26 protein-coding genes and 1 tRNA gene are annotated in these 26599 nt (G+C 69.1%); 17 read left to right on the top strand and 10 right to left on the bottom strand.

The window, feature by feature from the left end:
- Positions 1 to 24: 24 nt before the first annotated feature.
- From ABD327_RS18550 to ABD327_RS18600, 11 genes are all read left to right on the top strand, one after another.
- Complete coding sequence (locus ABD327_RS18550; protein ID WP_344451725.1) at positions 25 to 861, top strand: ABC transporter permease; 837 nt, start codon at positions 25 to 27, stop codon at positions 859 to 861.
- Positions 854 to 1642 carry an ATP-binding cassette domain-containing protein gene (locus ABD327_RS18555; RefSeq protein ID WP_344451727.1) on the top strand — a complete coding sequence of 263 codons (789 nt, stop codon included), beginning with the start codon at positions 854 to 856 and terminating at the stop codon, positions 1640 to 1642. The genes ABD327_RS18550 and ABD327_RS18555 overlap by 8 nt, the downstream gene beginning before the upstream one ends.
- A gap of 13 nt (positions 1643 to 1655) precedes the next feature.
- Positions 1656 to 2705, top strand: coding sequence for an oligopeptide/dipeptide ABC transporter ATP-binding protein (locus ABD327_RS18560; protein ID WP_344451728.1), 1050 nt, complete (start codon positions 1656 to 1658; stop codon positions 2703 to 2705).
- A complete protein-coding gene (locus ABD327_RS18565; RefSeq protein WP_344451729.1) occupies positions 2702 to 3592 on the top strand; it encodes a mycofactocin-coupled SDR family oxidoreductase in 891 nt (296 codons plus the stop codon). The genes ABD327_RS18560 and ABD327_RS18565 overlap by 4 nt, the downstream gene beginning before the upstream one ends.
- Before the next feature lie 2 nt (positions 3593 to 3594).
- Complete coding sequence (locus tag ABD327_RS18570) at positions 3595 to 4005, top strand: nuclear transport factor 2 family protein (RefSeq protein WP_344451730.1); 411 nt, start codon at positions 3595 to 3597, stop codon at positions 4003 to 4005.
- 13 nt (positions 4006 to 4018) lie between these two features.
- Positions 4019 to 5416 (top strand): dihydroorotase, encoded by a 1398-nt coding sequence (locus tag ABD327_RS18575; RefSeq protein ID WP_344451732.1) that lies wholly within the window; start codon positions 4019 to 4021, stop codon positions 5414 to 5416.
- Positions 5417 to 5454: 38 nt separating this feature from the next.
- Positions 5455 to 6366, top strand: a complete 912-nt coding sequence (locus ABD327_RS18580) for a hypothetical protein (RefSeq protein WP_344451734.1) — start codon at positions 5455 to 5457, stop codon at positions 6364 to 6366.
- Positions 6363 to 7610 (top strand): hypothetical protein, encoded by a 1248-nt coding sequence (locus ABD327_RS18585; RefSeq protein WP_344451735.1) that lies wholly within the window; start codon positions 6363 to 6365, stop codon positions 7608 to 7610. Before ABD327_RS18580 ends, ABD327_RS18585 begins: the two co-directional genes overlap by 4 nt.
- Positions 7611 to 7772: 162 nt before the next feature.
- Positions 7773 to 8336 (top strand): TetR/AcrR family transcriptional regulator, encoded by a 564-nt coding sequence (locus ABD327_RS18590; protein WP_344451736.1) that lies wholly within the window; start codon positions 7773 to 7775, stop codon positions 8334 to 8336.
- Positions 8337 to 8582: 246 nt separating this feature from the next.
- Positions 8583 to 9920 (top strand): lipase family protein, encoded by a 1338-nt coding sequence (locus tag ABD327_RS18595; protein WP_344451737.1) that lies wholly within the window; start codon positions 8583 to 8585, stop codon positions 9918 to 9920.
- 43 nt (positions 9921 to 9963) lie between these two features.
- Positions 9964 to 11553, top strand: a complete 1590-nt coding sequence (locus ABD327_RS18600; RefSeq protein ID WP_344451739.1) for a GMC oxidoreductase — start codon at positions 9964 to 9966, stop codon at positions 11551 to 11553.
- 70 nt (positions 11554 to 11623) lie between these two features.
- On the opposite strand, the gene ABD327_RS18605 is transcribed toward ABD327_RS18600, so the two are convergent.
- The gene (locus tag ABD327_RS18605; protein WP_344451740.1) at positions 11624 to 12034 is read right to left on the bottom strand and encodes a DUF6223 family protein; all 411 of its coding nucleotides are present in this window, start codon (positions 12032 to 12034) and stop codon (positions 11624 to 11626) included.
- A 208-nt stretch (positions 12035 to 12242) separates the two neighbouring features.
- Here ABD327_RS18605 and ABD327_RS18610 point away from each other — a divergent pair, with 208 nt between their 5' ends.
- Together ABD327_RS18610 and ABD327_RS18615 are read left to right on the top strand one after the other, a co-directional pair.
- On the top strand, positions 12243 to 13370 hold the full coding sequence (locus ABD327_RS18610; protein WP_344451742.1) for a sensor histidine kinase: 1128 nt from the start codon (positions 12243 to 12245) through the stop codon (positions 13368 to 13370).
- On the top strand, positions 13367 to 14026 hold the full coding sequence (locus ABD327_RS18615) for a response regulator (RefSeq protein WP_344451743.1): 660 nt from the start codon (positions 13367 to 13369) through the stop codon (positions 14024 to 14026). The genes ABD327_RS18610 and ABD327_RS18615 overlap by 4 nt, the downstream gene beginning before the upstream one ends.
- Before the next feature lie 99 nt (positions 14027 to 14125).
- Here the strand turns inward: ABD327_RS18615 and ABD327_RS18620 are convergent, their stop codons facing one another.
- The 5 genes from ABD327_RS18620 to ABD327_RS18640 all read right to left on the bottom strand — a co-directional run bounded on the left by ABD327_RS18620 (position 14126) and on the right by ABD327_RS18640 (position 18747).
- Positions 14126 to 14770, bottom strand: a complete 645-nt coding sequence (locus tag ABD327_RS18620) for a DNA alkylation repair protein (protein ID WP_344451860.1) — start codon at positions 14768 to 14770, stop codon at positions 14126 to 14128.
- Positions 14771 to 14937: 167 nt separating this feature from the next.
- A complete protein-coding gene (locus tag ABD327_RS18625; protein ID WP_344451744.1) occupies positions 14938 to 16071 on the bottom strand; it encodes a trypsin-like serine peptidase in 1134 nt (377 codons plus the stop codon).
- Positions 16072 to 16441: 370 nt separating this feature from the next.
- Positions 16442 to 17194, bottom strand: a complete 753-nt coding sequence (locus ABD327_RS18630) for an SDR family NAD(P)-dependent oxidoreductase (protein ID WP_344451745.1) — start codon at positions 17192 to 17194, stop codon at positions 16442 to 16444.
- A 26-nt stretch (positions 17195 to 17220) separates the two neighbouring features.
- A complete protein-coding gene (locus ABD327_RS18635; RefSeq protein WP_344451747.1) occupies positions 17221 to 18090 on the bottom strand; it encodes a helix-turn-helix transcriptional regulator in 870 nt (289 codons plus the stop codon).
- A 183-nt stretch (positions 18091 to 18273) separates the two neighbouring features.
- Complete coding sequence (locus ABD327_RS18640) at positions 18274 to 18747, bottom strand: hypothetical protein (RefSeq protein WP_344451748.1); 474 nt, start codon at positions 18745 to 18747, stop codon at positions 18274 to 18276.
- Between the two features lie 717 nt (positions 18748 to 19464).
- Between ABD327_RS18640 and ABD327_RS18645 the strand changes: the two genes are divergently transcribed.
- A complete protein-coding gene (locus ABD327_RS18645) occupies positions 19465 to 20763 on the top strand; it encodes a PucR-like N-terminal domain-containing protein (RefSeq protein WP_344451749.1) in 1299 nt (432 codons plus the stop codon).
- A gap of 542 nt (positions 20764 to 21305) precedes the next feature.
- Here the strand turns inward: ABD327_RS18645 and ABD327_RS18650 are convergent.
- On the bottom strand, positions 21306 to 22349 hold the full coding sequence (locus ABD327_RS18650; protein ID WP_344451750.1) for a WD40 repeat domain-containing protein: 1044 nt from the start codon (positions 22347 to 22349) through the stop codon (positions 21306 to 21308).
- A 156-nt stretch (positions 22350 to 22505) separates the two neighbouring features.
- The gene (locus ABD327_RS37480; RefSeq protein WP_425547148.1) at positions 22506 to 22910 is read right to left on the bottom strand and encodes a methyltransferase domain-containing protein; all 405 of its coding nucleotides are present in this window, start codon (positions 22908 to 22910) and stop codon (positions 22506 to 22508) included.
- A 252-nt stretch (positions 22911 to 23162) separates the two neighbouring features.
- On the opposite strand from ABD327_RS37480, the gene ABD327_RS18660 reads away from it, so the two are divergent.
- Both ABD327_RS18660 and ABD327_RS18665 read left to right on the top strand, forming a co-directional pair.
- Entirely contained in the window at positions 23163 to 23381 is a 219-nt protein-coding gene (locus tag ABD327_RS18660; RefSeq protein WP_344451861.1) for an excisionase family DNA-binding protein, read from the top strand.
- Positions 23348 to 24511: a tyrosine-type recombinase/integrase gene (locus tag ABD327_RS18665; RefSeq protein ID WP_344451751.1), complete on the top strand. Its 1164-nt coding sequence runs from the start codon at positions 23348 to 23350 to the stop codon at positions 24509 to 24511. The genes ABD327_RS18660 and ABD327_RS18665 overlap by 34 nt, the downstream gene beginning before the upstream one ends.
- Before the next feature lie 54 nt (positions 24512 to 24565).
- Here ABD327_RS18665 and ABD327_RS18670 read toward each other — a convergent pair.
- Both ABD327_RS18670 and ABD327_RS18675 read right to left on the bottom strand, forming a co-directional pair.
- Positions 24566 to 24638 (bottom strand) — tRNA-Glu (locus tag ABD327_RS18670).
- 61 nt (positions 24639 to 24699) lie between these two features.
- Positions 24700 to 26178, bottom strand: a complete 1479-nt coding sequence (locus tag ABD327_RS18675) for a metallophosphoesterase family protein (RefSeq protein ID WP_344451752.1) — start codon at positions 26176 to 26178, stop codon at positions 24700 to 24702.
- Here ABD327_RS18675 and ABD327_RS18680 point away from each other — a divergent pair.
- Positions 26177 to 26518 (top strand): metallopeptidase family protein, encoded by a 342-nt coding sequence (locus ABD327_RS18680; RefSeq protein WP_344451753.1) that lies wholly within the window; start codon positions 26177 to 26179, stop codon positions 26516 to 26518. The two genes, ABD327_RS18675 and ABD327_RS18680, sit on opposite strands and share 2 nt — an antisense overlap.
- Positions 26519 to 26599: the final 81 nt, after the last annotated feature.

Consider the following 26599-nt stretch of genomic DNA (forward strand, 5'->3'; position numbering starts at 1 on the left):
TCCATCTCGAAAAGCAGACCCCGGGTGAAGCGCTCGCCGAAGTCGGTGCTGAAGCGCAACCCGCAGCTCGCGATCGGCCTGGCGGCCGTCGGGATCGTGCTGGCCGTCGCGGTGCTGGCCCCCGTGCTGGCGCCGCACGACCCCGAGCGCGTGGTCGGCCCCGCCCTGCTCGAGCCGTCCGCGGAGTACTGGTTCGGCACCGACCGGTCCGGCCTGGACGTCTTCTCCCGGGTGATCTACGCGCCGCGGATCGACCTGCTGCTCGCCGGCGTCGGCACCCTGCTGGCGGCGCTGCTGGGCGTCCCGCTCGGAGCCCTGGCGGGCTACGCGCCGGGGTTCGTGGGAGAGCTCATCAGCCGCGTCCTCGACGTCGTGCAGGCGTTCCCCTTCTTCATCCTCGCGATGTGCCTGCTCGGCATCGTCGGAGGAACCGTCCCCAACATCATCGCCGTCCTGGCCGTCGTCAACGCGCCGATCTACGCGCGGCTGATGTTCGGCCAGACGCAGACCCTGCGGAACCGGACGTTCGTCGACGCCGCGCGGGTCTCCGGCTGCCGCCCGCGACAGGTGATCTTCGCGCACATCCTGCCGAACTCGATGGCGCCGATCCTGGCGCAGATGTCGGTGACCCTGGGCATGTCGATCATCCTGGTGGCGGGCGTCAGCTTCGTCGGAGCCGGCCTGCGGCCCCCGACCGCCGAATGGGGGGTCATGATCGGCGACGCGGCCGGCGGCATGTTCACCGGCCAGTGGTGGCCCGTGATCTTCCCGGGCGTGGTGCTGGCCCTCACCGTTATGTCGTTCGCCCTGGTCTCCAACGGCATCACCGCGGCCAACGAAGCGAGGAGCCGTCGTGGCTGACCACATCGTGCTCGACATCCGCGACCTGCGGGTCGACGGCGGCGGCGACCGCCCCTTCACCCTGGGCCCGATCGACCTGGCGCTGGCGCCCCAGGAGATCGTCGGCGTGGTCGGGGACTCCGGCGCCGGAAAGTCGCTGCTGGTCTCGACGCTCACCCACACGCTGCGGGACCCGGCCGCCGTCACCGGCGGGCAGATCGTGTTCGAGGACGAGGACCTGCTGAAGGCGGAGCCGAAGCTCCTCCAGAGCATCCGCGGCGGGCGGATCGGCTTCATCGGATCGAACCCGCACGGGCTGCTGCACCCGATGCTGCCCGTGGGCAGGCAGGTCGCCAACGTCCTGCGCGCCCACAAGCCGCTCTCCAAGGCGGAGGCGCGCGAACAGGTCCTGGAGATGTTCACCGCGGTCGGCATCCCCGACCCGCTGCGCCGGCTCGACGCCTACCCGCACGAGCTCAGCGGCGGCATGGCCCAGCGAGTCGTCATCGCGGTCGGGCTGATCTGCGACCCCGACGTCGTCATCGCCGACGAGCCGACCGCCGGGCTGGACGTCACCATCCAGGCGCAGGTCCTGGAGCTCATCGAGTCGACCGTGCGGTCCCGCGAGAACCGGGCGCTGCTGCTGGCGACCCGCGACCTGGGCATCGTCGCCCGGTTCTGCGACCGGGTCGTCATCCTCGACGCCGGCGAGGTGGTCGAGCAGCGGCCGACGGGCGAGCTGTTCCGCGACCCGGAGACGGACGTCAGCCGCGCCCTGCTCGCGGCCTCGCGCGGATTCTGAAGGGAGGTCTGAGATGAACGACAAGAGGGCCGAGAAGCGGGCCGCAGACTCCGGCGAGTTCGTCCTCGAGTGCAGGGACCTCGTCCGGCACTTCCCCGTCAAGGGCACGAAGAAGGTCGTCCAGGCGGTCAACGACGTCTCGCTGAGCTTCCGGCCGGGCGAGACGGTCGCGCTGGTCGGGGAGAGCGGCTCGGGCAAGAGCACCATCGGGCGCATGATCCTCGACCTGCTGAAGCCCACGTCGGGCGACGTCCTCTACCAGGGCAGGCCGCTCGCCGGGATGAACCGCCAGGAGTACCGGGACTACCGCGCCGGCGTCCAGGCCGTGTTCCAGGACCCCTACGACTCGCTGAACCCCACCAAGACCGTCCTGTCGACCGTCCGCGAACCGCTGAAGCGGCTCGGGCTGGAGGAGTCCGCCGCGGACGGCCTACGCCGGGCGATGGAGGCGCTGGAGACCGTCGGGCTGGGCGACATCACGCGCAAGACCCGTCCGCACGACCTCAGCGGCAGCGCGCGGCAGCGGGTCGGGATCGCCCGGGCGCTGGTGACGCGACCCCGCTTCATCGTGCTCGACGAGCCCACCTCGGCGCTGAGTCCCATCGCGCGGGCGGAGGTCATGAAGGCCCTGCACGAGGTCCAGCAGGCGACCGGCGTCTCCTACCTGTTCATCACCCACGACCTCGCGATCGTCGAGTCGCTGGCCCGCCGGGTGGCCGTGATGTACCTCGGCCGCGTCGTGGAGATGGGCACGGCCGAAGAGGTGTTCCGCCTCCGGGCCCACCCCTACACCGAGGCCCTGCTCGGGTCGGTGCTGTTCCCCGACCCCGAGCGCCTGGCCGGATTCAGCGTGCTGCGCGGCGAGATCCCGAGCCCCATCGACCTGCCGCGCGGCTGCGCCTTCCGCACCCGCTGCCCCATAGCCACCGACGAGTGCGAGGAGGGGGTGCCCGCGCTCGCCACCGCGACCGGGACGGACCACCTCGTCGCCTGCATCGAACGTGACACCCGAAGCCAGGGCCTGCACCTGGCGACGACCATGGAAGGAAACCAGAACACATGACTGATTTCACGGGCAAGGTCGCACTGATCAGCGGTGCCGCGCGCGGCCAGGGCCGCTCGCACGCCCTCGCGCTGGCCAGGGGCGGAGCCAAGATCGTCGGCTTCGACATCTGCGAGCAGATCCCCACCACCAAGATCCCGATGTCGAACGAGGACGACCTGAGGGAGACCGTCCGGCTGGTCGAGGAGGCGGGCGGCGAGATGCTCGCCATCAAGGCCGACGCGCGCGTCTCCGCGGAGACCTCCGCGGTGGTCGAGCAGGCCATGGAGCGGTTCGGCCGCATCGACATCGTGGTGGCCAACGCCGGCATCGACTCCATCGACCCGACGATCGACATGCCCGACGACGCCTGGGACGACATGATCGGCGTCAACCTGACCGGCGTGTTCCGGACGATCCGTCCCGCCCTGCGCCCGATGATCGAAGCCGGCCGCGGCGGATCCATCGTCCTGACCTCCTCGTGCGCCGGACTGACCCCGTACCCCAACCACGTGCACTACGGCGCGGCCAAGTACGGGGTCATCGGCATCATGCAGTGCCTGGCGCTCGAACTCGCCTACCACAACATCCGGGTCAACGCCGTCGCGCCTTCGGCCGTCCGGACCGACCTGGCCCTCAACCCCGTCCTGTTCAGCCTGTTCACCGGCCGCGCCGACGCCACCGAGGAGGACGCCGCCCCCATCTTCCAGGACCTCAACCTGATCGAGCGCCCCTGGATCGAGCCCGAGGAGGTCAGCAACGCCGTGGTGTGGCTCTGCCGCGAGGAGTCCCGCGCCATCACCGGCCACGTGCTGCCCGTGGACCTCGGCTTCATGATCAAGGGCCCCTTCAACGCCAAGGACGCCGCGATGCGCGTCGACGGCAGCAACGCGGCGGGCCTGGTCTGACCATGACCACACCGTCCTGGCGGGAGGGGTTCCTCACCGCCTACACCGAGGCGCGCAGGTCGGGCGACGTCACCGCGTTGTCCGGTCTGCTCGCGGACGACCTGCGGCTCCAGGATCCGCAGCTTCCCGGCGGGACCGGCTCCAAGGCCGATCTGCTGAAGCTCATCGGCGACCTCGCGGCGGCCTGCACGCGGCTGGACATCACACCGCACGGTCCGGTCTGCGCCAGTTCCGACGGGAGCGTCTTCACCCAGCGGTGGTTCATCGAGGCGGAACCCGCCGGTGACGCCCCCGACGGGCCCGGACGCGTCCATGCCGAGACCTTCGAATCCTTCACCTGTGCGGACGGCCTCATCACGACCGTGGCGATCTTCGTAAGGGATCTCACGGTCGGAGGCCTCCGCCCCGCATGACCTGGGAGCACCTGTGGCAAAGCCGCATTTCGACCTCGTCCTGACCGGAGGGACGGTCGCCAACGCCGACGGCGTCTTCCGCGGCGACGTGGCGGTCTCCGGCGGGCGGATCGCCGGGGTCTGGCCGGCCGGGTCCGCGCCCGCGTTCGAGGCCCGGGAGGTCCGGGACTGCACGGGCCTGTGGATCCTCCCCGGCGGCGTCGACCCGCACGTCCACGTCGGCATCTCCTTCGGCGACGTCCGCACCGAGGAGGGGCACGCCGAGTGCACCCGCGCGGCGCTCGCCGGAGGCACCACCACGATCGTCGACTTCGCGATCCCCCGGCCGGGGCAGGACCCGCTGTCGGCCGTGCTGGAACGGCAGGAGGCCGCCCGCAAGGGCTCCCTCGCCGACTACGTCCTGCACGGCTGCTTCACCGACGCGCACGCCGGGGACACGGCGCAGATCGACGACATGGTCGGTCTCGGCGTGCGCACCATCAAGGTCTACACGACCTACCGCGACAACATGATGGCCGACGACGAGCTGATCGCCGAGGTGATGCGCGGACTCCGGCGGCACGGCGGGCTGACCTACGTCCACGCCGAGGACAACACCGAGATCGAGCACCTCATGGCAGGACTCGCGGCACAGGGGCCGATTCCCTACGAGAAGATCATCGAGGCCAGGCCGGAGTCCGCGGAGAACACCGCGGTCGCCCATGTGATCGACCTGGCCCGCCAGAACGACGCGCCGGTGTACTTCGTCCACCAGTCGACGGAGACGGCCCTGGAGCTCACCCGGGCGGCGCGGGCCGCGGGCGTCCCGGCGTTCTCCGAGGTCTGCCCCCACTACACGCTGCTCGACGAGTCGTTCTACAAGGAGCGGACGGGTGAATGCTTCACCTGCTGCCCGCCGCTCCGCAACCGCGTGACCGTGGACTCCGTCATGGCCAAGGTGGTCGCCGGCCAGGTGGACACGATCGCCAGCGACCACTGCGCCTTCTGGCACGGGCACAAGGCCTCTGACGGCCAGGCGCACGACCTGGGGCGGATGCCCTTCGGAATGCCCGGCGTGCAGACCCGGCTCCCGATCGTCCTGTCCGAACTCGTCGTCCACCGCGGGCTCCCGATGTCGCGCGCGGTCGAACTGCTCAGCGCGGCGCCGGCGCGGCTGAGCGGCGTCTACCCGCGCAAGGGCGTCGTGCGGGTCGGTTCGGACGCCGACCTGGTCCTGTGGAGCGGCGAGGGGGAGTCGTGCATCACCGCCGACGGCCTTCTCCAGCACAGCGACTACACCCCATTCGAGGGGTGGCGGGTGCACGGGCGGATCGACGCCGTCATCCGCGGCGGCGTCGTGGTCCACGGCGAGGGGGCGGTCGACGACATCCCCCTCGGACGCGTCGTCGGATCCGGCCCGATCGCCGTCTGAGAGTTTCCGTCCTACAACAGTCGAAGGAGCTGCCTTCCATGGCGCGTGTAGTCATTCTGGGGAACACTCCCAGCACTCGGTTCTTCCTCCGCCAGGGGCTGGGCGTCCAGCAGATCGAGATCGTGGGGTTCGCTCCCGGAGCGGATCGCGACCACCTGCCCTACGCCATCGAGTACGGCTCGGGCACGACCCGGTTCAAGGGCACCGTCGAGATCCAGGAGGACACGCTGGTCCTGGCGGGTCGGTACGGGCGGGGCGGACTGCGGCATGACCGGATTCCGTTGCTCGACGCGGACACCGAAGACGTCAAGGGGATGGCGCCCGACGTCGTCGTGCTGTCGGAGGACTGGGCCGGGAGAGTCCCCGCCGGGCTGCTCGAGTCGTCGCCCCGGCTGATCGGGTTCGGCGGGGTGCCCTATACGGGAGAACCCGATCTCGTCCGGATGCGGCCCGCCCCCCTGTGGGCCGTGCAGACGATCGTGTCGGCGCTGTACCAGCTGTCGGAGGTCACGAGCGCGGCGGTCACGAACTGGGGAGGGACGTCCGGCCTTCCGTCCCGGCGATCGGAGCTGCTCGCCGCCCGCGGCGAACTCCCCGGCCGGGTCTGCCACCCCTGGACCGCGACCCTCGATCCCGGCATCACCGTGTTCGGCACGGACGTGGTGGAGGAGTCGTCCGACGGGGTCACGACCTCGGTCCTGCACGTCATCCTGGAGCAGGAGACCGGCCAGGACCAGGTCCTCCGCCGCCTGAAGTCGGCGGCACGCCGCGCGCGCCTCGACCTGAGGACCGGCCCGGTCGGCGGCCGCGACGCCTCCGGACTGCCGTCGGCCGTGATCGACCTGTCCGCCGTCCGGGCGGAGGCCCGCTCGATCGTCGTTCCCTTCTTCTGTGACTCCCGGACCGTCGAGGCCGCCCTCGCCTGCGACCTGGTGACGGCACCGGTGTGATGCCGGGAGGCGTCTTCACGCCCGGCGGGTCGCCGAACTGCGCGAGGAGGACGTTTCGTCCATATACTCTCCGGATCTTCGTAGCTGAGAGGGCCCTGTTGAGTTCCTTGCCGCGGCGGCTCGTCGCCCCGGGCACCGTTGTCGCGGTGCTGTCCGGTTTGCTCATGGTCGGTCCCGCGCAGGCGGATCAGGCCGAGCGGGCTCCCGCCGCCACGCTGACTCTGGAGGTGTCGCCTCGCCGACTTCCCGCCATTTCCCTCGGTCCTTACCAGGAGCCGTCGGTGACGCTCAGCGGGAGCCTGAAGGGCGCGGATGGCGATCCCCTGCCCGGCCAGGTGCTGGAGGTCGGCCTTGTCGAGGACGACGGGGTCGTCAAGTTCGGTACCACCGCGACGACGGACGCGCAGGGCGGCTATCGGGTCACGAGGGCCGATCGGTTCGGTAGCCATCTCACGGCGCGGGTGACCTGGTCGGCGAACGGTTCCAAGCTGGTCGCGAAGAAGGAGATCGAGGTCGGGTTCATCCGCCTGCGGACGAAGTACTGGGCGAGCGGCGTGGTGAACATCGCGTTCGAGTCCTTCCTCGAGCAGGGCCCGGACGTCTATGGCTTCGTCGTCCAGCGGTCATCCGACGGAGTGCGCTGGAAGAACGTCCGGACGGTCACCGACAGGTACACCACCAGCGTCGGCTTTGACGGAATGCCTTCCTCCTACTGGCGCCTGGTCTCGTTGGACGACGGGACGACGCCTTCGGTCGCGAGCAAGGTCTTCGAGCTGCGAAGGTGGAGCACCTACTTCGCCCGTCCGAAGCTCAGCGTCCGCAAGGCCCGGTACGGCAAGCGCCTCACGATCTCGGGGAAGATGGGGCGCTGGGCCGACCTGAGGACGAAGAAGCCGGCTGCGAGACGCGAGATCCGTCTGGTTCTGGACTGCGACGGCCCCGGCGGGGTCTATCGGGTGGCGAAGACGCGTACCGACGGCTCCGGCCGCTTCTCCTTCCGCACGAAGGCGTCCTGCAACGGGAATTATTACGTTTCGTACGGAATGGCGGACGAGACCGCTTATTCGCCCGCGTACTACGCAGGGGAATTTGCTTCCCTGTCGCTTCCCGTCAAAATCAAGACGACCTCGGTCCCACGCGGTGCGAAGCCCCAGGGGAAGGCCATCCCCTACCGGAAGAAGATGCCCTCGCCCGCCTTCATCCGCTCTCTCGGCCGCTACCCCGACCGGTTCGGCGCCCCCTGAGCACCAAAGCCCTCACGCCTTTTTTCGCAGGCACGGTGCCATCCGGCCATCGGCGAGAGCGGAAGCGGGGCGGGCTTCCATCCACCGCGTCATGGTGTGGGGGTCACGTCCGGGGACGAAAGAAGTTCATCGGTTCGGCGGCGTCGTTGGTAGGTTCGGCGAGTGAGCAGACGGCAGGCGGGAGCGGCCCGGCAACGAGTACTGGCCGTCGCGTTGGAGCTGTTCGCACGGCATGGTGTCAGCGGCACTTCGCTGCAGATGATCGCCGATGAGATCGGCGTCACCAAAGCCGCCGTCTACCACCAGTTCCGCACCAAGGACGACATCGTTCAAGCGGTCATCGCCCCTGCCCTGGACCGGTTCTTCCACATCATCGAGACGGCCGAGCGGCAGCAGGGCCGTTCCGAACGCGCCGAGGCCACTCTGGCGGGCCTCGTCGACCTCGTGGTGGACAACCGCCACCTCACGGCCATCATGCAGTCCGACCCCACCATCCTCCACTTCCTGCGCAGCAGTTCCACCATGCGAGATCTGGAGCAGCGCATCGACTTCCTGCTCATCGGTCCCGAACCCGACGACGAGCTCCTCATCAGCGCCCTTATGGTCAGCGGCAGCCTGATGACCGCCGCCACCGACCCCCGCACGGCCGATTTCGACGACGATCGCCTGCGCCGTAATCTGCTCGGTGCCGCCCGCCGCATGCTCCGCCTCGGGAAACCCGCCTGAGCGTCGCTCTCCCGCCGCGGCCTCCGGCGAATCCGGTCGCTTCGGTTCCCGGCGGGAGCGCGATCGCGCCTTCGGTGAGCCGGAGCGCGGCTCCGGCAGTGCCTCGGACGCATCGGCGAACCCGTCAGCAGGGGATGAACAAACGTTACCCCTCCGTAACCTACCGACGGGTTACTTAGCGGGCGGGTCTCGAACTAGCCTCCGACCAAATAGCCGATCGGCTAGGTAGCGTGGAGAGGCGGAGCGTTGAAGGCTTTCCGGTCTGGTTCGGTGTTCCTCGGCAGGGTGTTGCCCGCCGGTCTGGCCGCGGCCGTGGTCCTGGCCGTCGTCCCGGGGTCCGCCGTGTCCGGCCGTGAGACGTCCCGCGGTGTGGTGATCCCGGCCTTCTACGACCCGCCGGCGCGCCTGCCCGCCGAGAACGGCGCCCTGGTCCGGACCGGGCCGCTGCCGCTCGCACTCACCCTCTCCGACGTCGACGGACCGCTTCCCGGCAGGGCCACCCGTCTGATGTACAAGTCCACTGATGCCAAAGGCCGGCCGGTCGCCGTCACCGGCGTCTACATCGAACCGACCAGGAAGTGGAAGGGCCGCGGGCCTCGTCCGCTGGTCGCGATGGCGGCGGGCACGATGGGGCAGGGCGACCAGTGCGCGCCCTCGCTGGCCCTGGAGAACCCGGTGGTCATCAGCTCCAAGACCGTCTCCTTCGGGTACGAGAGCCTGGCGATCTACCGCATCCTCGACCGAGGCGCCGCCGTCGTGCTCACCGACTACGTCGGACTGGGCGCCACCGACCGCCTCCACACCTACGCCGAACGCTTCGACCAGGCGCACGCGCTGCTGGACGCCGTTCGAGCCGCTTTCCGCCTGCCCCGCACGTCGCTCAGCCCCAAGTCCCGCATCGGTCTGTACGGGTACAGCCAGGGTGGCGGCGCCAGCGCGGCCGCGGCCGAACTCCAGCCCCGCTACGCTCCCGAGCTCCGCCTCGCCGGCACCTACGCGGGCGCCCCTCCGGCCGACCTCACCCAGGTCATCAAGGGCATCGACGGCAGCGCCCTGGCCGGAGCCCTGGGATGGTCCATCAACGGACTCTCGCAGAACTACCCCGCCATCAAGAAGGTCATCAACGCCAACATCAACGCCAAGGGCCGTGCCGCGCTCAAGGACCTGTCCACCATGTGCGTCGGCGACGCCATCCTCCGCTATGCCTTCTCTGACAGCAGGCAGTGGACCACCGGCGGAAGGTCGCTCCTGAAGATCATCTCCTCCAGCCCCACCGCGAAGAAGATCCTCGCCAAGGAGCGGCTCGGCACGCTCAGGCCGGCCGGCTCCGTCCGCGTCACCACCGGTGTGCTGGACGACATCGTGCCGCACCGCCAGGCACGCCGCCTGGCCGTGGACTGGTGCGCCAAGGGCGCCAAGGTCACCTACCGGCCCGTCAAGCTGACCAACCTCGGGGACAAGATCCTCACCAACCACCTGGCGCCGCTGCTCACCGACCAGGCCGACGCCATCTCCTGGCTCACCGACCGCCTCAACGGCAAGCCCGCGACCTCGAACTGCTCGACGCTGCCTCACCGGCCGTAGCCCTACCGAGACCTCAAGAGCCCGCCACGTTGTGAGGAGTTCCATGTCCGCCATCAGCCGCCGTTCCATGCTCGCCGGCGCCGCGGGAGCCACCGGACTGACCGTCCTCGGAACGTCGTCGAGGGCGTCCGCGTCCAAGCGGCGCCGGGTGCCGGTGACGCGCGAGGAGCACCGTGTCGTCATCGTCGGCTCCGGGTTCGGCGGGGGTGTGACGGCTCTGCGGTTCGCGCAGGCAGGGATCCCGTCCCTGGTCCTGGAACGTGGAGTCCGGTGGCCCACCGGGCCGAACGCCGAGACGTTCCCGCACGCCGCCGCCCCGGACAAGCGGATGTTCTGGCTGGGCTCGCCCGCCTCGATCTTCGGCATTCCCGTCCCCGGTTTCGAGGCGCCCTACACCGGGCTGCTGGAGCGGGTGTTCGGCAACGGGATGGACATCATCTGCGCCTCGGGCGTCGGCGGAGGCTCCCTGGTCTACCAGGGCATGACCCTCAAGCCCTCCGAGGACGTCTTCAACGCCACCCTTCCCCAGGGCCTGGACTACGCCCGCATGAACAGCGAGTACTACCCGCGCGTCGCACGCATGCTCAGACTCCAGACCGCCCCGGACGAGCTGATCAACAGCAAGACCTACAAACCGGCACGCGTCTTCGCCCGCAACGTCGAACTCTCCGGCTACGACCTGACGAAGATCCCGATGCCGATCGACTGGGACTTCGCCCTGCGCGAGCTCAACGGCGAGATGAAACCCTCCTACACCAACGGCGACTGCGCCATGGGCGTCAACAACGGCGGCAAGCACTCCGTCGACGTCACCTACATCGCCGCGGCGGAGGCCACCGGCCTGGTGACCGTCGCCACCCGGCACAACGTCACCGACGTCGCCCTGGCCAAGGACGGCCGCTGGCAGGTCCACGTCGACCGCATCAGCACCGACGGGACCGTGCTCGAGCAGAAGATCATCACTGCCAAGGCCCTCGTCATGGCCGCCGGCCAGGCCGGCACCACCCGGCTGCTGATGCGCGCCTCCGCCAAGGGCCAGATCCCCGACATGCCCGACGGGCTGGGCACCGGCTGGGGTTCCAACGGCGACCGCATCTACCTGTGGACCAACCTCGCCGACGACTTCGGCGTCCCCCAGGGCGGCCCGGTCGTCTACGGCAGCAGGGACTGGGCCGACCCCGCCTCGGCCAACACGATCATCCAGGCCTCTCTGCCGCCGCTGCCCGCCAACCTGCGCTCCACCATGCTCGTCGGCTACGGCGTCAGCTCCGACCGCGGTCACTTCGTCTACGACTCCGCCAAGGACGACGCCGTCCTGCAGTGGCCCAAGAAGGGCGACGACGCGCTGTACCAGAAGATCCACCTGAGGGCCAAGAAGATCGCCGGACCGCTGTCCAACCTCCTGGACACGACCGCCGCCTACCCCTCCACCTGGCACCCCCTCGGCGGCGCCTCCATGGAAGTGGTCTGCGACCTGTCCGGCCGCGTCCAGGGCCACCGCGGTCTCTACGTCCTCGACGGCGCCCTGGTTCCCGGCACCACCGCCGCCTGCAACCCGTCGATGACGATCGCCGCGATCGCCGAACGCGCCACCGACGACCTGATCGCCCATGACGCCGGAACGGTGTTCTGACGCTTGACCAGGTGACCGTGTGGAGATCCCCGTTCGAGGGGAAGGGCCAGGCTCCGGCCTCCTCCCCTCGCTAGGACACGCGCTCGTCATCGGACCGGCCGGCCGTCCGGCCGGTGCGGCGGGAGCGGACCAGCGCCAGCCGGCCGAGGACCGAGGCGATCAGCCCCAGCAGCAGAGCCAGGGCACCACCCACCACTCCGTTGCCGGTGCCCGGACCACCGTCGGCGACGGCCAGGTTCAGCGCGCCGACGACCATGCCGGTCAGGCCCGCGACCAGGGACGTGATGGCTCTCCTTCGCCCGCCGCCGATGCGGCCGGCGGAGCGGACCAGAACCGACCCGCCGACGACCACGCCGACCAGCGCCACCAATGCGGCCGCGGTGCCCACGAGCCGCCCGGCGGTCAGGTCGTAGGCATCGGCGGCGACCGGCTGGACCGAAGCGTGCGCGGCGGATGCGGCAAGCACAGATCCGATTGACATGTCTCCTCCTGTGACTGGATGTGGTCCGAGCATGTCCGTCGTGCCCACCACCGGTCGTCCCGCAGACGGACGCACTTTGCGCTGCCGTCAATGCCGCACCCGGCTACCGCGGACGCTGCAGAAGCAAGGGGAATACCGTGTGCGCGGTAGTCGGCGGCTCGTCCGCGAGAGGGGTTCTTCCGTGGCGGCGCCTGGCTAGGGTGCACGTATGAGGACTGGTTTCTCCGGTGACCGGGCCAGGGCCGGGGACTGGGCGATCGCCGTCGGCGTGGCGGTGGTCCTGCTGGTCACCGGATCGTCCGGGCGGCTCCCCGCCACGAGTCTCGACCTGCTCGGCTGTGCGCTGCTGGTGGTCGGCGGCTTGGCGCTGGCCGCGCGCCGCCGCGCGCCGGTTCCCGTCCTGGCCGTCACCGGGCTGTGCGCGGTGGGCTATCAGGCGGCCGGTTTCGATGTGCCCGCGGTCGCGTACCTGTTCGCGGTGTACGCGGCCGTACGAGCGGGACACCGCGTCATCACGGTGGCGGCGAGCGTGGCCGTTCTGGCGGCCCTTCCCCTCGCGGCTTTGGCCTCGGGCATGCACGACACGGGCGAGGCGTTCGCGCAGGCCCGAAGCGCCCTGGAAATCGCCTGGCTGATCGCCGCGGGCGCCGCGGGCGAGGCGTTGCGGCAGGCCGAGCGGCGGGCGGACGAGGCCGAACGCACCCGAGAGGAGACCGCGCTGCGCCGCGCCGACGAGGAGCGGCTGCGCATCGCGCGGGAGCTGCACGATTCACTCACCCACCAGATCTCGATCATCAAGGTGCAGGCCGAAGTCGCCGTCCACGTGGCCCGCAAGCGCGGCGAACAGGTGCCGGAGGCCCTGCTGGCCATCCAGGAGGCCAGCCGCGAGGCGACCCGGGAACTGCGCGCGACCCTGGAGGCGCTGCGCGACGACGACACGACCCCGCCACGCGGGCTCGACCACGTTCCGGAACTGGTGGAGAGGGCCCGCACCATCGGCCTGGACGCGACGCTGACGATCGAAGGACGACACCACGGCGTGCCGGCCGCGGTGGACCGGACCGTCTACCGGATCGTCCAGGAATCGCTCACCAACATCGCCCGCCACGCGGGCGCCGCCACGGCGTCGGTCCGGATCGACCACCATCCGGACATCCTCGCCATACGCATCGACGACGACGGCAAGGCCACCCCGGACACCGTCCCGACCCCCGGCGTCGGATTGCTCGGCATGCGCGAACGGGTCACCGCCCTGGGCGGCCGGCTGCGCGCCGAACCGCGCGGCGAGGGCGGCTTCACCGTCCAGGCCGAACTTCCCGTGGACCGAACGTCGTGATCCGGGTCCTGCTGGTCGACGACCAACCGCTCCTGCGCAGCGGTTTCCGCGCTCTCCTGGACCTCGAAGACGACATCGAGGTCGTCGCCGAGGCCGCCGACGGGAAGGAGGGGCTGGCTCTCATCCGAGAGCATCTGCCCGACATCGCTCTCCTCGACATCCGGATGCCGGTCATGGACGGCATCGAGGCGACCCGGCGCATAGCCGCGGACCCGGCCCTGGCCCGGGTGCACGTCGTCATCCTGACCAACTACGGCTTGGACGAGTACGTCTTCAACGCCCTGCGCGCCGGCGCCGCCGGATTCCTCGTCAAGGACATCCGGCCGGAGGACTTCCTGCACGCCGTTCGCGTCGCCGCGCGCGGCGACGCCCTGCTCGCGCCCTCGATCACCCGCAAGCTCATCGACCGCTACATCACCCAACCGCCCGGCACCGAGCGCACCGGGCTGAAGGAACTCACCAACCGCGAGCGCGAGGCCGTCGCCCTGGTCGCGCGGGGCCTGTCCAACGACGAGATCGCCGGCCACATGGTGATCAGCCCGATGACCGCGAAAACCCACATCAACCGCGCCATGACCAAGCTCCACGCCCGCGACCGCGCCCAACTCGTCGTCCTCGCCTACGAATCCGGCCTGGTCACCCCGAGCAGCCACTGATATCCACTCGGCGACACGTCCCAGATCATGGTCGACGGCGCTCACGCGTTCATCCGCGCCTACGCCACGCGCCGGCCGAAGCCGCCCGGCATGCCTGGTCTATCGCTCGTGCCGACGGCGGACGATCTCGGCGATCCAGACGGGCGCGAACGGGGACGTGCAGTTCGGGGGAGTCGGGTAGTCCTTGAGCACTTCCAGGCGCTCGCCGATGTCGATCGCGCGGGGGCGGTGTTCGGCGTGATGAATCCCGATGTGGGCCAGGCAGCTGTTCATCGCCCACTGCAGACGGTCCGGGGCGTCTTTCATCTCGGCCTCGATGACGTCGAGCAGTCCCGTGAGGTCGAGTCCCTCGGGCTTCTTCGCCACCCGCTCGGTGGTCAGCGCCCAGCCGGCACTCGCGACCACCGGATCCGGATCCGCGCACCAGGCGATGCGCAGCTCTTCGGAGTGCGGGTTCTTCTTCACCACGTAGTTCACGAGCCAGTCGTGCACCTTGGGGGCACGCGTCTCGCGCAGCATGGTGTCCAGCTCCGCGAGCTCGAACGCCTTCGGACGGCAGATCAGGATCGCCAGGAGCCTCGCCACGGTGTCATCGGTCTTCCAGAGCTCGCGCGCGAGGTCCTGCTGCGTCTTGAGCCGCTTGGCGATCGCGCGTAGCTTCCCGAGGTTCACACCGTGATCGTCACCGTGCCTCTCGTTCACCTTGCGTATCTTCGGGTCCTCAAGCGCGGCCAACTCGGCCATGACCTGCGCCACCGTCGTCTCGGTCACTTCAGCCCCCTTGCTCGTCGCACACGGAATCTAGCCCACGTTCAGTCGCGTGTGAGTCCTGGCGGGAGGGCGTCTTCGACGGGACGCCGCCGCCCCCTGACCCGAGGTCGAGGGGGCGGCGGCGCGGCGAGGCCGGGAGGTTACTGGGTGATGGTCACGGCGGCGGCCGCCTCGTAGGTGAGGCGCTCCTCGTCGCCGAGGTGGTTGCCGACCAGGTTGGGGCCGAGGCTCCAGCCGCCGATGAACGGGTTGGCGGGGTCGTCGAAGCGGCTGGCGACGCCCATCTGGACGCCGGTGCCGTTCGAGAACTGGTAGAAGAGGGGGCCGCCGCTGGTACCCGGCGACAGCGCCGCCGGAACCTTGGTGTCGACGTAGAGGGAGCCGGTGGTGCCTTGGCCTTCGGCGTGGAAGAGGCGGCGGCCGTCGTAAGTCCGCTGCTCGGAGGGACTCACCTTGTTCAGGGCCGGCGCGTACCAGTTCCGCTGGTTGCTGGACGGGTATCCGAACACGTGCACGTAGGCGTTCTGCGGCCGGGTGAAGGTGATCGCGGTGGCTCCGACGGCGTCCTCGATCAGCTGGGTGTCGCCGGGTCGCTGGACGACCAGCGACCCGACGTCGTGGCCGATCACCCAGTTCGGTGAGAAGTTCCAGCCCCAGGTGATGAAGGCCTGGGTGACGACCCAGATGCCGTGCGGGGCGATGTCCGCGACGGACTTGGGGCTGGTGGGGTCGCCCTGCCGCAGCACGTCGCCCTTGAAGGCCGGGATGAAGATCGCGTTTTCGGCGGTCGCGTTCTCGGCGCCGGGCACGTTGAGGCGGAGGCAGTGCCCCGCGGTCATCACGGTGCTCTTGTTCCCGCTGGTGACGATGTTGGCCGAGCAGGTGCTGTTATAGGTCGTGCCGTTGGGCCGCTTCATCTTGACGAACAGTTTGCCGACGGTCTGCGAGACCTGGCCCTGTCCTTCGGGCCACGGCTCGCCCTTGTCGTCCCAGGGGCCGCCCTGCGTCATCTCGGCGGCCGGGATGAGGTTGTGCTGCAATTCGGGATCGTTGGTGTCGGCGACCGTGTGGTCGAAGTACATCGCCTCGTCGATCCTCTTGAGCTGGCCTTCCGTCCAGTAGTTGAGGACCGACTGCATCTTGGCCTGCTTGGTCACGGCTCCTTCCGTCTCGACATGGAACACCCTGGTCGGGGCGGAAGCGGCGTGGGCGGGCGCCGTCAGGAGACCGGCTGTGACGGCGGCCGCGAGCGCGGCGCCTGCGAGACGTTTCATGGGCGACTCCTTCATCCGGGGGGCGAGCCGAGCTCTGACACTAGGTCGACGCCGCGGACCCCGGTTGATGGAGAATTCCAAAATGACACCGGATTTTCGTTATGGTCGCTGATCCCGTGGAAGCCACGAAAGGCTCGGAGTCACGCCTCCGCTCTCTCGTGGACCAGGCCGCGATGCCAGGTCGATCTCGCGGATGCGACCGGGGACGCCGTGGGAGGCGCCGCCGAAATGAAGCGCTCCGGGTCTGATGGAGCTCTGGTCTGTCCCGAGATGCGTGGAGCTGGTCGCCAACCGGTGATCTGCGCCCCCGGCCCACGACCGCGAGCCGCGACTGGCACCGTATGCGACTGCTGTGGTCGTTGCAGGACTGTCAAAGGCGCAGCCCCAGGGGTGCCGCTCCCACGAGGCCGCCGTCGATGACGAGGTCCTGACCGGTGATGTACGACGCGTCGTTCGAGGCCAGGAAGGCGACGGCGGCGGCGACATCGTCCGGGTGGCCGAGCGAGCCGAGCGGCACCTCCGCCGTGATGCGGGTCTGCGCGTCGGGGTCGATGGCGGACCGGTACATCTCTGTCTCGATGTAGCCGGGGCTGACGGAGTTGACCCGGATGCCACGGGGCGCGAGGTCGGTGCCGAGCGTGCGGGCGAGATTGTGCACGGCCGCCTTGCTGGCGGCGTAGATCGAGGCGACCGGGAGGCCGCGGTGCAGAGTCCAGGAGGCGTTGATGACGACGGAGCCTCCGTCGCCCATCAGCGGCAGCGCCTTCTGGATCGTGAAGAACACTCCCTTGAAGTTGATTCCGACGGTGTGGTCGAAGTCCTTCGGGGTGAACTCCGGCCGGAAGTCCGCAATGCCGGCGTTGGCGAAGACCGTGTCGAGAGTGCCGCGCCAGGTCTCGACGCGGCGCACGAGGAGATCGAGGTCGGCGTCGACGCTGACGTCCGCGCGGACGGGCAGGACCCGCTCGGAGCCCAGGCGTTCTGCCGCGGTGTCGAGGCGGGCCCGGTCGCGGCCGGTGATGGCGACGTACGCGCCTTCATCGAGGAGCCTGCGCGCGGTCGCGAACCCGATGCCGCTCGTACCGCCGGTGATCAGAACCGTCTTGTTCGTGAATCGCTTCATGCCGACGATCCTCGAGCGGTGCGGGCCTACGCGACAGTGTCGGCTGAACCTGGGTCTGACACCACCACCAAGCGCTCCAGCATGGCCTCCGTTCCCGTCCCGGGTGCCGGAATGTGCAGCGACAGGCGGTGGCCGGGCAGTTCGGGCAGCGGCAGGACGGTGGCCTCGAAGGTCAGCGTCCCCAGGCCGGGAATCTCCAGGGCCTTGGTGCCATGGGTGGGACCGCCCACGGGGAGTTCCGCCCAGATCTCGGCGAAGGCGGGGCTCGCGGCGCACATGTCCGCGGCCAGGCGGCCGAATTCGGGATCGTCCGGGTAGCGGGCGGCGTCCGCCCGGAACAGGCCGATCATCGCCCGCGCCGCGTCGTGCCAGTCCACGACCGCCGCACGGTAGCGGGCGTTGGTGAAGAAGCTGACCAGGCAGTTGTGGTCGTACTCGTTGCACTGGAACACGATCTCGGCCGCGCGGTTGATCGCGAGGACGTTCCAGTGCCGGTCGATGACGTACGCGGGCCGCGGCAGCCAGCCCTCCAGCAGCCGCCGCACGGCATCGGGTACCCGGTCTTCGGAAGGCACCGCCCGCGGCGGATTGAGGCCGGCGAGGAGGTGCAGGTGCTCGCGTTCGGCGGGCTCCAGGCGCAGCACCCTGGCGATGGCGTCCAGGACGTCGGCGGAGACGTTGATGTCGCGTCCCTGCTCGAGCCAGGTGTACCAGGACACTCCCACGCCGGCGAGCACCGCCACCTCCTCCCGCCGCAGCCCGGGCGTACGACGGCCTTCACCTGTCGGCATGCCCACGTCAGCGGGCGTCACCCGGGCTCGCCGCGACCGGAGGAACGCGCGCATCTCGGAACTGCGCCGCTGCCGCGCATCCGCGGAGAGCCGGGAAATGGCCATGAGGTGATGCTACGTCGCGATCTACAGGCCTCGCCTGCACAGCGTACCCACGTGCGTCACCGCCCGGAAGGATGCGGCAGACCGGGTCTTCTCCGGTGCCGGGCGGGACTCCTGCCGGAATCCCGCCCGTGGATCGTCCGGTGCTCTCGCGGAGCGGAGCCGCCGGCGGTCGGTGTCAGGTGATCAGTGGAAGGTGAAGGTGATGGGGTTCACCGTCGTGGTGCCCGGGCAAAGGAAGCCTCCGCTGATCTTGGAGGCGGTGTACGGGCCGCCGTTGTAGGTGCGCGTGGTCCCGGATCGGGTGAACGAGGCGTTGGCCACGCGGTAGGTGCAGGCGACGCCGAGCCCGCTGCCGTTGACGTCGATCTGCGCCGACGAAGCGGTGCCGGCGATGTCGTTGAAGCCGACCGTCGGCGAGTTGGCGAGGGACAGGCCGATGCCGCTGCTGCACTGCGGGACGAGCGTGGTGCGGTCGATGGTCAGGGTGGCGGGCGGCGTGTTGCTGGTGACGGCGTTGGCGAAGGTGCAGCCGAAGCCGAGCGCGGAGATGGCGCCGTCGACCAGGCCGGGGGCGGCGTGGGCGGGGGTCGTCACCAGACAGGCGGCGACCGCGGTGGCCGTGGCGGTCAGACCGGTGAACAGGGTGCGGGTCCTCATGCGGGGTCCTCCTCTTGGACACGTGCAACAGAGAATTCGAGGGGTGGGAACAGAAATGGCATGCCTGGTTCGACACGACGTTCCTGTCTCTCTGGGAACGCGTTCTATGGCGAACGTAAACACTTTCCGCGATGTGGTCAATAATGAATTCAAAAGATCACTCGTTGGTCTGTCGAGCATTTAGGGAAATGGGTGCCGCTGTGTGCGTGGCCAATCGCTCTGTGTTGGTCCGATTCTTGCCTCTTCGGTCCAATCAATCAGGATCACAAGAGGTCGGCGCGGTTGAATATGTAGGCATGGGTTAGAGTTCGCATGAATAAAATGTAGATTCCTTAGTGTTGCGGGTGCTGGAGTGGCTGCGCCGCCCGCCGATTGTCGCGCAATGGGGGACCGAAGAACCGGACTGCCGCAAGTGGCGATCGAAGGCTCGCGCACCTGAGCCCTTCTCCTGGGTCGAGAGGTCGTCGGCGAGATCTCGACGACCCCGCCTGCCGCCGATCCAACGGCCCGGGATGCCGAGTGGTGGGCCTTCCCAAAGCGCACTTCGGCGTGCATGCTGAGCGGGTGCCCGATGCTGTGCAGGTGCACAGCATCGGGAGGTGCCGAGAGTTACGTGAACTGTTGTGCCCGTTCGTGCTGCATGTCGCTGTCCTGAGCTCCATCCCCTCGGGCTCGGCGACATGCGACGCGTAAGGCCTCCTTGCCGAGGACGCCCTCATGTCGGAATCCGCCTCTGATGCCCCGGTCCCGTCGGCCGAGCTGCCGCTCTCCCTGCTGAAGGACACCGTCCGGCCAGAACTGGAGACCCTCGCGACCGAAGTGGTGGAGAGGATCCGGACGCAGGTTCCCGAGCTCGCCGGGCTGCTCGAGGGGACATCGGGCGAGCACGCCCGGCAGAGCTTCGTGGATTTCTTCGACGAGTTCATCGATGGCACCGCCGTCGGAGAGGCGACGGTGCCGGGCTCGGCCCGCCGCACCCATCGGGCGTTCGTGACCCGGGCGTTCCTGGAAGGCCGCACCCTGAGCGGCTTGCTGGCGGCCTACCAGGTCGGGGCACGCACCGTGTGGAACCGCTTGTCGCTGACCGGACGGCGGGCCAGCGCCACCCCAGACCAGATGTACCTCCTGGCGAAGATCCTGTTCGATCGTCTCGACGAGACCTCGATGGCCTCGGCGGAGATCTTCAAGCAGCTCCAGCGGGAGCCGGCCGACCTTCTCGAGGATCGGCGGCGGCGATTGGCCCGGCTGCTGGTCCAGGAGGCTGCGCCGAGTACGCACGGACTGCCGGAACTCGCAGGGGAGGCGTTGTGGCGCATCCCCGAGAAGGCGGCCTGCGTCGCGCTCGGCGAGGAGTTCGACCGCGACACCCGCGTGCCGCCTGGCCTGGACTCCGACGTCCTGTGCGATTTCGACCGTCCGGACCCGTTCCTCCTGGTGCCCGCGCCAGACCTGCCCGGACGCGACAGGATGCTGCGCCGAGCCCTCGGCGGAGCCGTCTACGCGCTCGGCCCCACCGTCGGCCTGAGCGACGCCGTGCTCTCGCTCCGCCTTGCCCGCCGGGCCCTGGCCCTGGCGCGGGACGGCGTGCTACCGACGGAGGGCAGCGGCGTCCGGTGCGATGACCATCTGGCCGCGCTGCAGCTGTTCGGCGACGAGGGGTGCATGAAAGTCCTGATGGACAAGGCGCTGGCCGCGTTCTCCGAGGTCACGCCCGAGCGGCGCGCCCGGCTGTCGGAGACGCTCATGATGTGGCTGAGCACGGGATCGTCCCTGCCCGAGATCGCCGAACGGCTCCGCGTCCATCCCCAGACGGTCCGTTACCGCATGCGGCAGATCGAGGCCCTCTTCGGCGCGGACCTCTACGACCCCGGCTGGCGCTTCGAGATGGCACTCGCCCTGCACGGCTGGCGCCTGAACCGCGTCCGGGTCCAGCACCAGAAGACCCGCCGCGGGACAAGCGACGAGAACGACACCGTCCCTGAGACGCGCCGAAGATCCCGGACGGCGACGCCATGAGAACGGGCGGTGAGTTTCTCTCCCGAGTACCGTGAACATGCCGGGGAATGGCTCTCCTCAGCCTGGCCGGTCCACGTTCCAGATGGTGGGCAAGGGTGTTTCGCAGACGGCGCAGGCGACGTGTTCACTTCGCTGCGGGGCGAGGCGGAGTGCGCCGGCCACGTCGATGACGAACGTGATCGGTGCAGACCTCGGAGTACTACACGACGACAATGGACGGCCAAGACCGCCGCACACTCTTCCCCTTGAGTCCACGCATCGGACCACGCCTCCACGTAGCCCTCTCTGTCACACCAGTCTGACAGAGAGGGCCAAGCCCGCCTGGCGGTATTCACGTGGGTGACCCGATACCGGCAGACCCGCTTGGAGCCGGCCAACGCGACCTTCGAGTACCTGGAGATATCGAACTCCGTATCTCCCGGCTCAGACCATCCTGGATCGAGAATCACATCACGCTCGAACAACTCAGCAGTCACCCGGAGTTCGGATCTGCGCGGTCGATTCGTCGCTCGCATCCGATGCTCGTCATGCCCCGTCTCCCTTCAAAGCGGCCACAGCCGCACCGTGCCGTCCCAACTAGCCGAGGCCAGGGTGGTGCCGTCCGGACTGAAGGCGACCTCGCTGACGGCACTGCTGTGGCCGGTGAGCGGCCGGCCGATCGGGACGCGGGCGGCCACGTCCCACAGCAGGATCTTCGCATCGGAGCCGCCGGTGGCCAGGGTGGTGCCGTCCGGGCTGAAGGCCGCCGACCAGACTGCTTGGGTGTGGCCGGTGAGCGGCCGGCCGATCGGGACGCGGGCGGCGACATCCCACAGCCGGACCGTGCCGTCCTCACTGCTGGTGGCCAGGGTCTCGCCGTCGGGGCTGAACGCCACTGATGTGAGGTCTTTGGTGTGACCGTTGAGGGGTTTGCCGATCTGCGTGCCTTCGGGCATGCGCCACAGCCGCGCCGTGCCGTCCCAACCGGCGGTGGCCAGGGTCGTGCTGTCGGGGCTGAAGGCGAGGTGGCCGACGAAATCGGTGTGGCCGGCGAGGGGTCGGCCGATCGGGACGCGGGTGGTCGCGTCCCACAGCCGCACCAGGTCGTCGGTGTCGCCGCTGGCGAGAATCCTGCCGTCAGGGCTGAACGCCACTGACCGAACGGTGGCGGCCTGGACGGCGAGGGGGCGGCCGTCCAGGCCGTGGGCGGCGACATCCCATAGCCGAATCAGATTGCTGGCGCCGCAGCTGGCCAGGATCCTGCCGTCGGGGCTGAACGCCACACCCCAGACAGATTCGCCGTGGCCGGGGAGAGGCCGGCCGATCGGGACGCGGGCGGCGACATCCCACAGCCGGACCGTGGAGTCCACTCCGCAGCTGGCGAGAATCCCGCCGTCGGGGCTGAACGCCACACCCCAGACTTCTTCGGTGTGACCGGTGAACGGTCCGCCGGGTGGAACGGGACGGGGCGCGCTCGTGGAGTCGTCGCTGGTGGAGGTGCGGCAGGCGGCCGGACCCGCGACTCCCAGGCCGACGATACCCAGACCGGCCAGGAGGCCGCGGCGGGACACGATCGCTGCCGCCGTCCGTACATCCCGCTCGACCACTCTGTCCTCCTCTGTCGACCACCCCACTGTGGAAGCCGGAGGCCGGGACAAGCCAGTGACCGATGCCCTCTCTGGATCAGGACGGTGGACTCTTCCACACGGCCGTTGGACGACTCAGGTCGACCATGCGTCGGCTGGGAAGGAAGACGTCCGTGCTCAGGCCGATCGCGCAAGGTCGGCTCGACACCTGGCGTGGTCGAGCATGCCCGGGAAGAGGTCGAGCCCGAAGGCGTCCAGCCCCGGGTCGTGCAGCATGGCCGTCAGATGTCCGGGCCCGCACCCGACGTCGGCCGCCCGCGGGTTTCCCGTCCCCGCACCAGCTCGACGACCCCGTCGTAGGCAGCCCTGGTCTCGTCCTGATGCTTTACCACGGGCATAGAAGCCAACGCCCGCGCACGTTCGCGGCCTTTCCCCCGGACCCGTGCCGCCCCCGCCCGAGACCGTCCGGTCACACGATTGGGATATCGGCTGCCTGCCCAGGTCGAGGTATTCCTCCACGGTGCCGCCGCATAGCCGGCACAAGGAAGTGGTCGGTCCTGTCCTGCCGGCGGGTACCCCCATCGGGCGCCTCCTCTGTGATCGGTGGCGATCTTGAATTCAGACCGTGCTCTCGTCGGACCGTCCGTTCTCTCCGTATGCCGGTAGCGGTATTCCGGAGATCACCTGCGATACGAAGCCGTCAGGGCCGACGGGAGGGTCGCCGAAGACCGTGACCCGGTACATCTCCCGGCGGTAGCGAGAACGCCCGAGGTCGACCGGCGGCGGCGTCAGCCGTCGCCCTTGATCTCACTCCCTCCGGAGGATTGTCTGTTGATGGTGGGGCAGGCGGCTGAGGTGCTGGGGACCACGGAGCGGTTCCTTCGTCGGCTGATCGCTGAGCGGCGTATCCGCTTCGTTCGGCTGGGGCGGCTGGTCCGTATCCCTGAGTCGGCGTTGCGGGAGTTCATCGCGGCCGGCCTGGTCGATTCCGTCACGTTGGACTGCAAGGGAAGGGCTGCGTGCTGGCGCGTCGTCGGCGGTTCGGCAGAGTGAGGGCGTTGCCCTCGGGCCGTTACCAGGTTCGCTATCAGGGGCCGGACGGGGTCGACAGGCCGGCGCCGCATACCTTCCCGGACAAGACTTCAGCGGACCGCTGGTTGACGCTGAAGGAAGCCGAGATCGTCTCGGGGGACTGGCTGAATCCCGATGCCGGTCGGGTGTCGTTCAAGGACTACGCGGAAGCCTGGGTGAAGGAGCGGCCGGGGCTGAGGCTCAAGACGATCGAGCGGTATGAGTGCGTCGTCCGGCTTCACCTCGTCCCGTTCCTGGGCGGGCTCGGCGTCGCTGAGATCAAGGAACCGCACGTGCGGCGGTGGCGCAAGAAGCTCGTGGATGAGGGCACTGGGGAAGCGACGATCGCCAAGGCGTATCGGCTGCTCAAAGCGATCATGAACACGGCCGTAGGGGACGGACTCGTCAAGCGGAACCCGTGCCAGATCAAGGGCGGCGGGGCCGAGAACGCTCCTGAGCGGCCCATTCTGAGCATCGCCGAGGTCTACGCCCTGGCGGACGCGATCGAACCGCGGTTCCGGGCGCTGGTGCTGCTGACGGTCTTCGCCAATCTCCGCTGGGGTGAGGCGGTCGCGCTGCGGCGTAAGGATCTGGACCTCGACGCTCGGCTGGTGCGGATCGAGCGGACGTTGGTCGAGGTCGCCGGTAGCCCGTTGCACTTCGGGCCTCCGAAGACGGATGCGGGAACGCGCAGGCTCCCTGTTCCTGAGGTGATCGTGGATGAGCTGCGGTCGCATCTGGAGCAGTACGCCCAAGCTGGCGAGGAAGGGCTGATCTTCGTCGGTGCGAAAGGGGCGATGCTGCGGCGTGGTGGGTTCCGGAGGATCTGGGGAAGGGCGCTGGCAGAGGTCGGTCTGAAGGGCTTTCGCTTCCACGATCTGAGGCACACCGGAAGCACCTTGGCAGCCATTGCCGGCGCGACCCTTCCGGAGTTGAAGGAGCGGATGGGTCATGCCAGTGATCGCGCGGCGATGATCTACCTTCACGCCACCCAGGAGCGTCACCAGGAGATCGCGGACACCCTCAGCGCCATGACCAGGGCGCAGCTCAAGGGCACGGTGGAAAAACCAACGGGCACGCGGCGGGCACGCAAGAGCAGAAAGCAGCCCTGACATGAGAAAGGCCCAGACAGAGTTTCGAACTCTGACCTGGGCCTTCTTCGGTTGTACCCCCAACGGGATTCGAACCCGTGCTACCGCCTTGAAAGGGCGGCGTCCTAGGCCACTAGACGATGAGGGCGTGAAGTGTGCTCAAGACAAGCATAGAGGACAGGGGGCGGAGACGTGTAATCGGTTTGGGGTCAGGGAGCGGGAGGGGCCGATGCGGGGGCGGGGGACTCGGAAGTGGGGGTGGCGGCGGTGGGCGGGGTGGAGGTGAGGTGGCGTTCCACCTGGACGGACTGTTCGCCGAGGCCGCCGAGGGTGAAGTCGTCCCAGGCCTGGAGGGCCAGGGTCTCGCGGTTGAAGTAGAGGAGGCTCAGTTCGATCTTGGTGGGGGTTTCGTGTTCCAGGGAGCGGAGGCCGGCGCCGCCGGTGCTGCCCTGGACGAAGAGGCGGGTGCCGTGGGGGAGGAGTTCGGTCTTTCGGTTGTGGGAGTGGCCGGAGAGGATCAGGGGGGTGACGCCGTCGAAGGGGCGGGCCTGGTTGCCGTCGTGGATGGCGGCGACGTGTGGGGGGTCGGGGGCGCCTCGGAGGGGGGCCGCCAGTTTTTCGCCTTCGGCCTGGAGGGCTTCGGGGGTCATGGAGTCGTCTTCGGTGGTCTTGTCGGGGGTGAAGCGGGGGTCGCCGGCGCCGTAGATGCGGAGGCCCTTGACGGTCTGGGTGGTTCCGTCGAGGACGATGGCGTTCTTGTTCTTCGCGACGGCCTTCTGGGTGCCGGGGGAGTCGTGGTTGCCGCGGACGAAGACGTAGGGGACGTCGCCGAGGGTCTCGATGTTGTCGGCGAAGCGGTCCTCGGCGCGGGAGCCGTGGTCGGTGAGGTCGCCGGTGTCGATGATCACTTCGACCTGGAACTGGGTGGTGATGGAGCGGATCACGTCCCAGGCGATGGGGTTGAGGTGGATGTCGGAGATGTGGAGGACGCGCAGGGTGTCCGGGTCGGGCTCGTAGATCGGCAGGGTGCTGGTGGTGGCGTAGAGCTCTGAGACGTTGCCGACGAGTTTGGCGAGCATGCCGCGGTACTCGTCGAAGCGCTGCACGACGGTCTGGACGTCGCCGACGAGCTGCGGGGCGTTCGCGAGGAGGCCGGTGTAGCGGGGTTCGGCGACGGAGGACGGGCGGAACGTCAGCCAGGCGACGACGCCGAAGGCCGAGAGCGTCACGGCTGCGGCCGTCAGGGCGGCGACGGCGGGGCGCCAGGCGCGGTAGACCAGCAGGGCGATGAGGAAGGCCAGGGCGAAGCCGACGAGGGCGCCGCGCACGGCCATCCAGACGAGGCCGTGCCGGAGCTGGTCGGTGATCGTCTTGGAGAGTTCGTCGACCGCGTTCGGGTCGTTGAGGAAGGACTCGGTGGCGGACGGGCGCAGCTGGCTGATCTGCGCGTTCAGGACGACCGGGCCGCTGTGGGAGTCCAGCTTCAGGGAGCCGAGCGGCGGGACGTCCACGACGGTGCCGCCCTCCCACGACAGGGAGAAGGACAGGGACGCGTCCGCGGGGCCGACGGGGGTCTGGATGCGGCCGCCGAGCAGCAGGCCGGTGAGGGCGCCGACCACTCCGATGAGGACGAGGGAACTCCAGCGGGCGGTCCGGCGGTTGAAGAGGCGGTGGAGGAGGCGTTTCATGATCGAGATTTCCGCGGCCGGGTTCGAGGAGCTGGTGTCGGAGGCACTGGACACGATTCCTCCGGAGCTGACGAGGTTGATGAAGAACGTCGTGGTCGTGGTGGTGGACAGGTCCCCGGAGGAGGGGCTGCTGGGCCTCTACACCGGGATCCCCCTGACTGAGCGCGGCGACTGGTACGCAGGAGTACTGCCCGACCGGATCGAGATCTACCGTGAGGAACATCTCGCTTTCTGTGAGGATATAGACCATCTGCGGGAGGAAATCGCGGTGACGGTCGTGCACGAGATCGCCCACCATTTCGGGATCGACGACCGGCGTCTTCACGAACTCGGATGGTGACTCGCAGAAAAGTACGTTCGGTCAACGAATGAACACGCTACGTGATTTGATGAGGAGGTCAGGCAGAACTCGGACGCTCTG

Origin of the sequence: Actinocorallia aurantiaca, assembly GCF_039533685.1 — a bacterium.
GTDB lineage: Bacteria > Actinomycetota > Actinomycetes > Streptosporangiales > Streptosporangiaceae > Actinocorallia > Actinocorallia aurantiaca.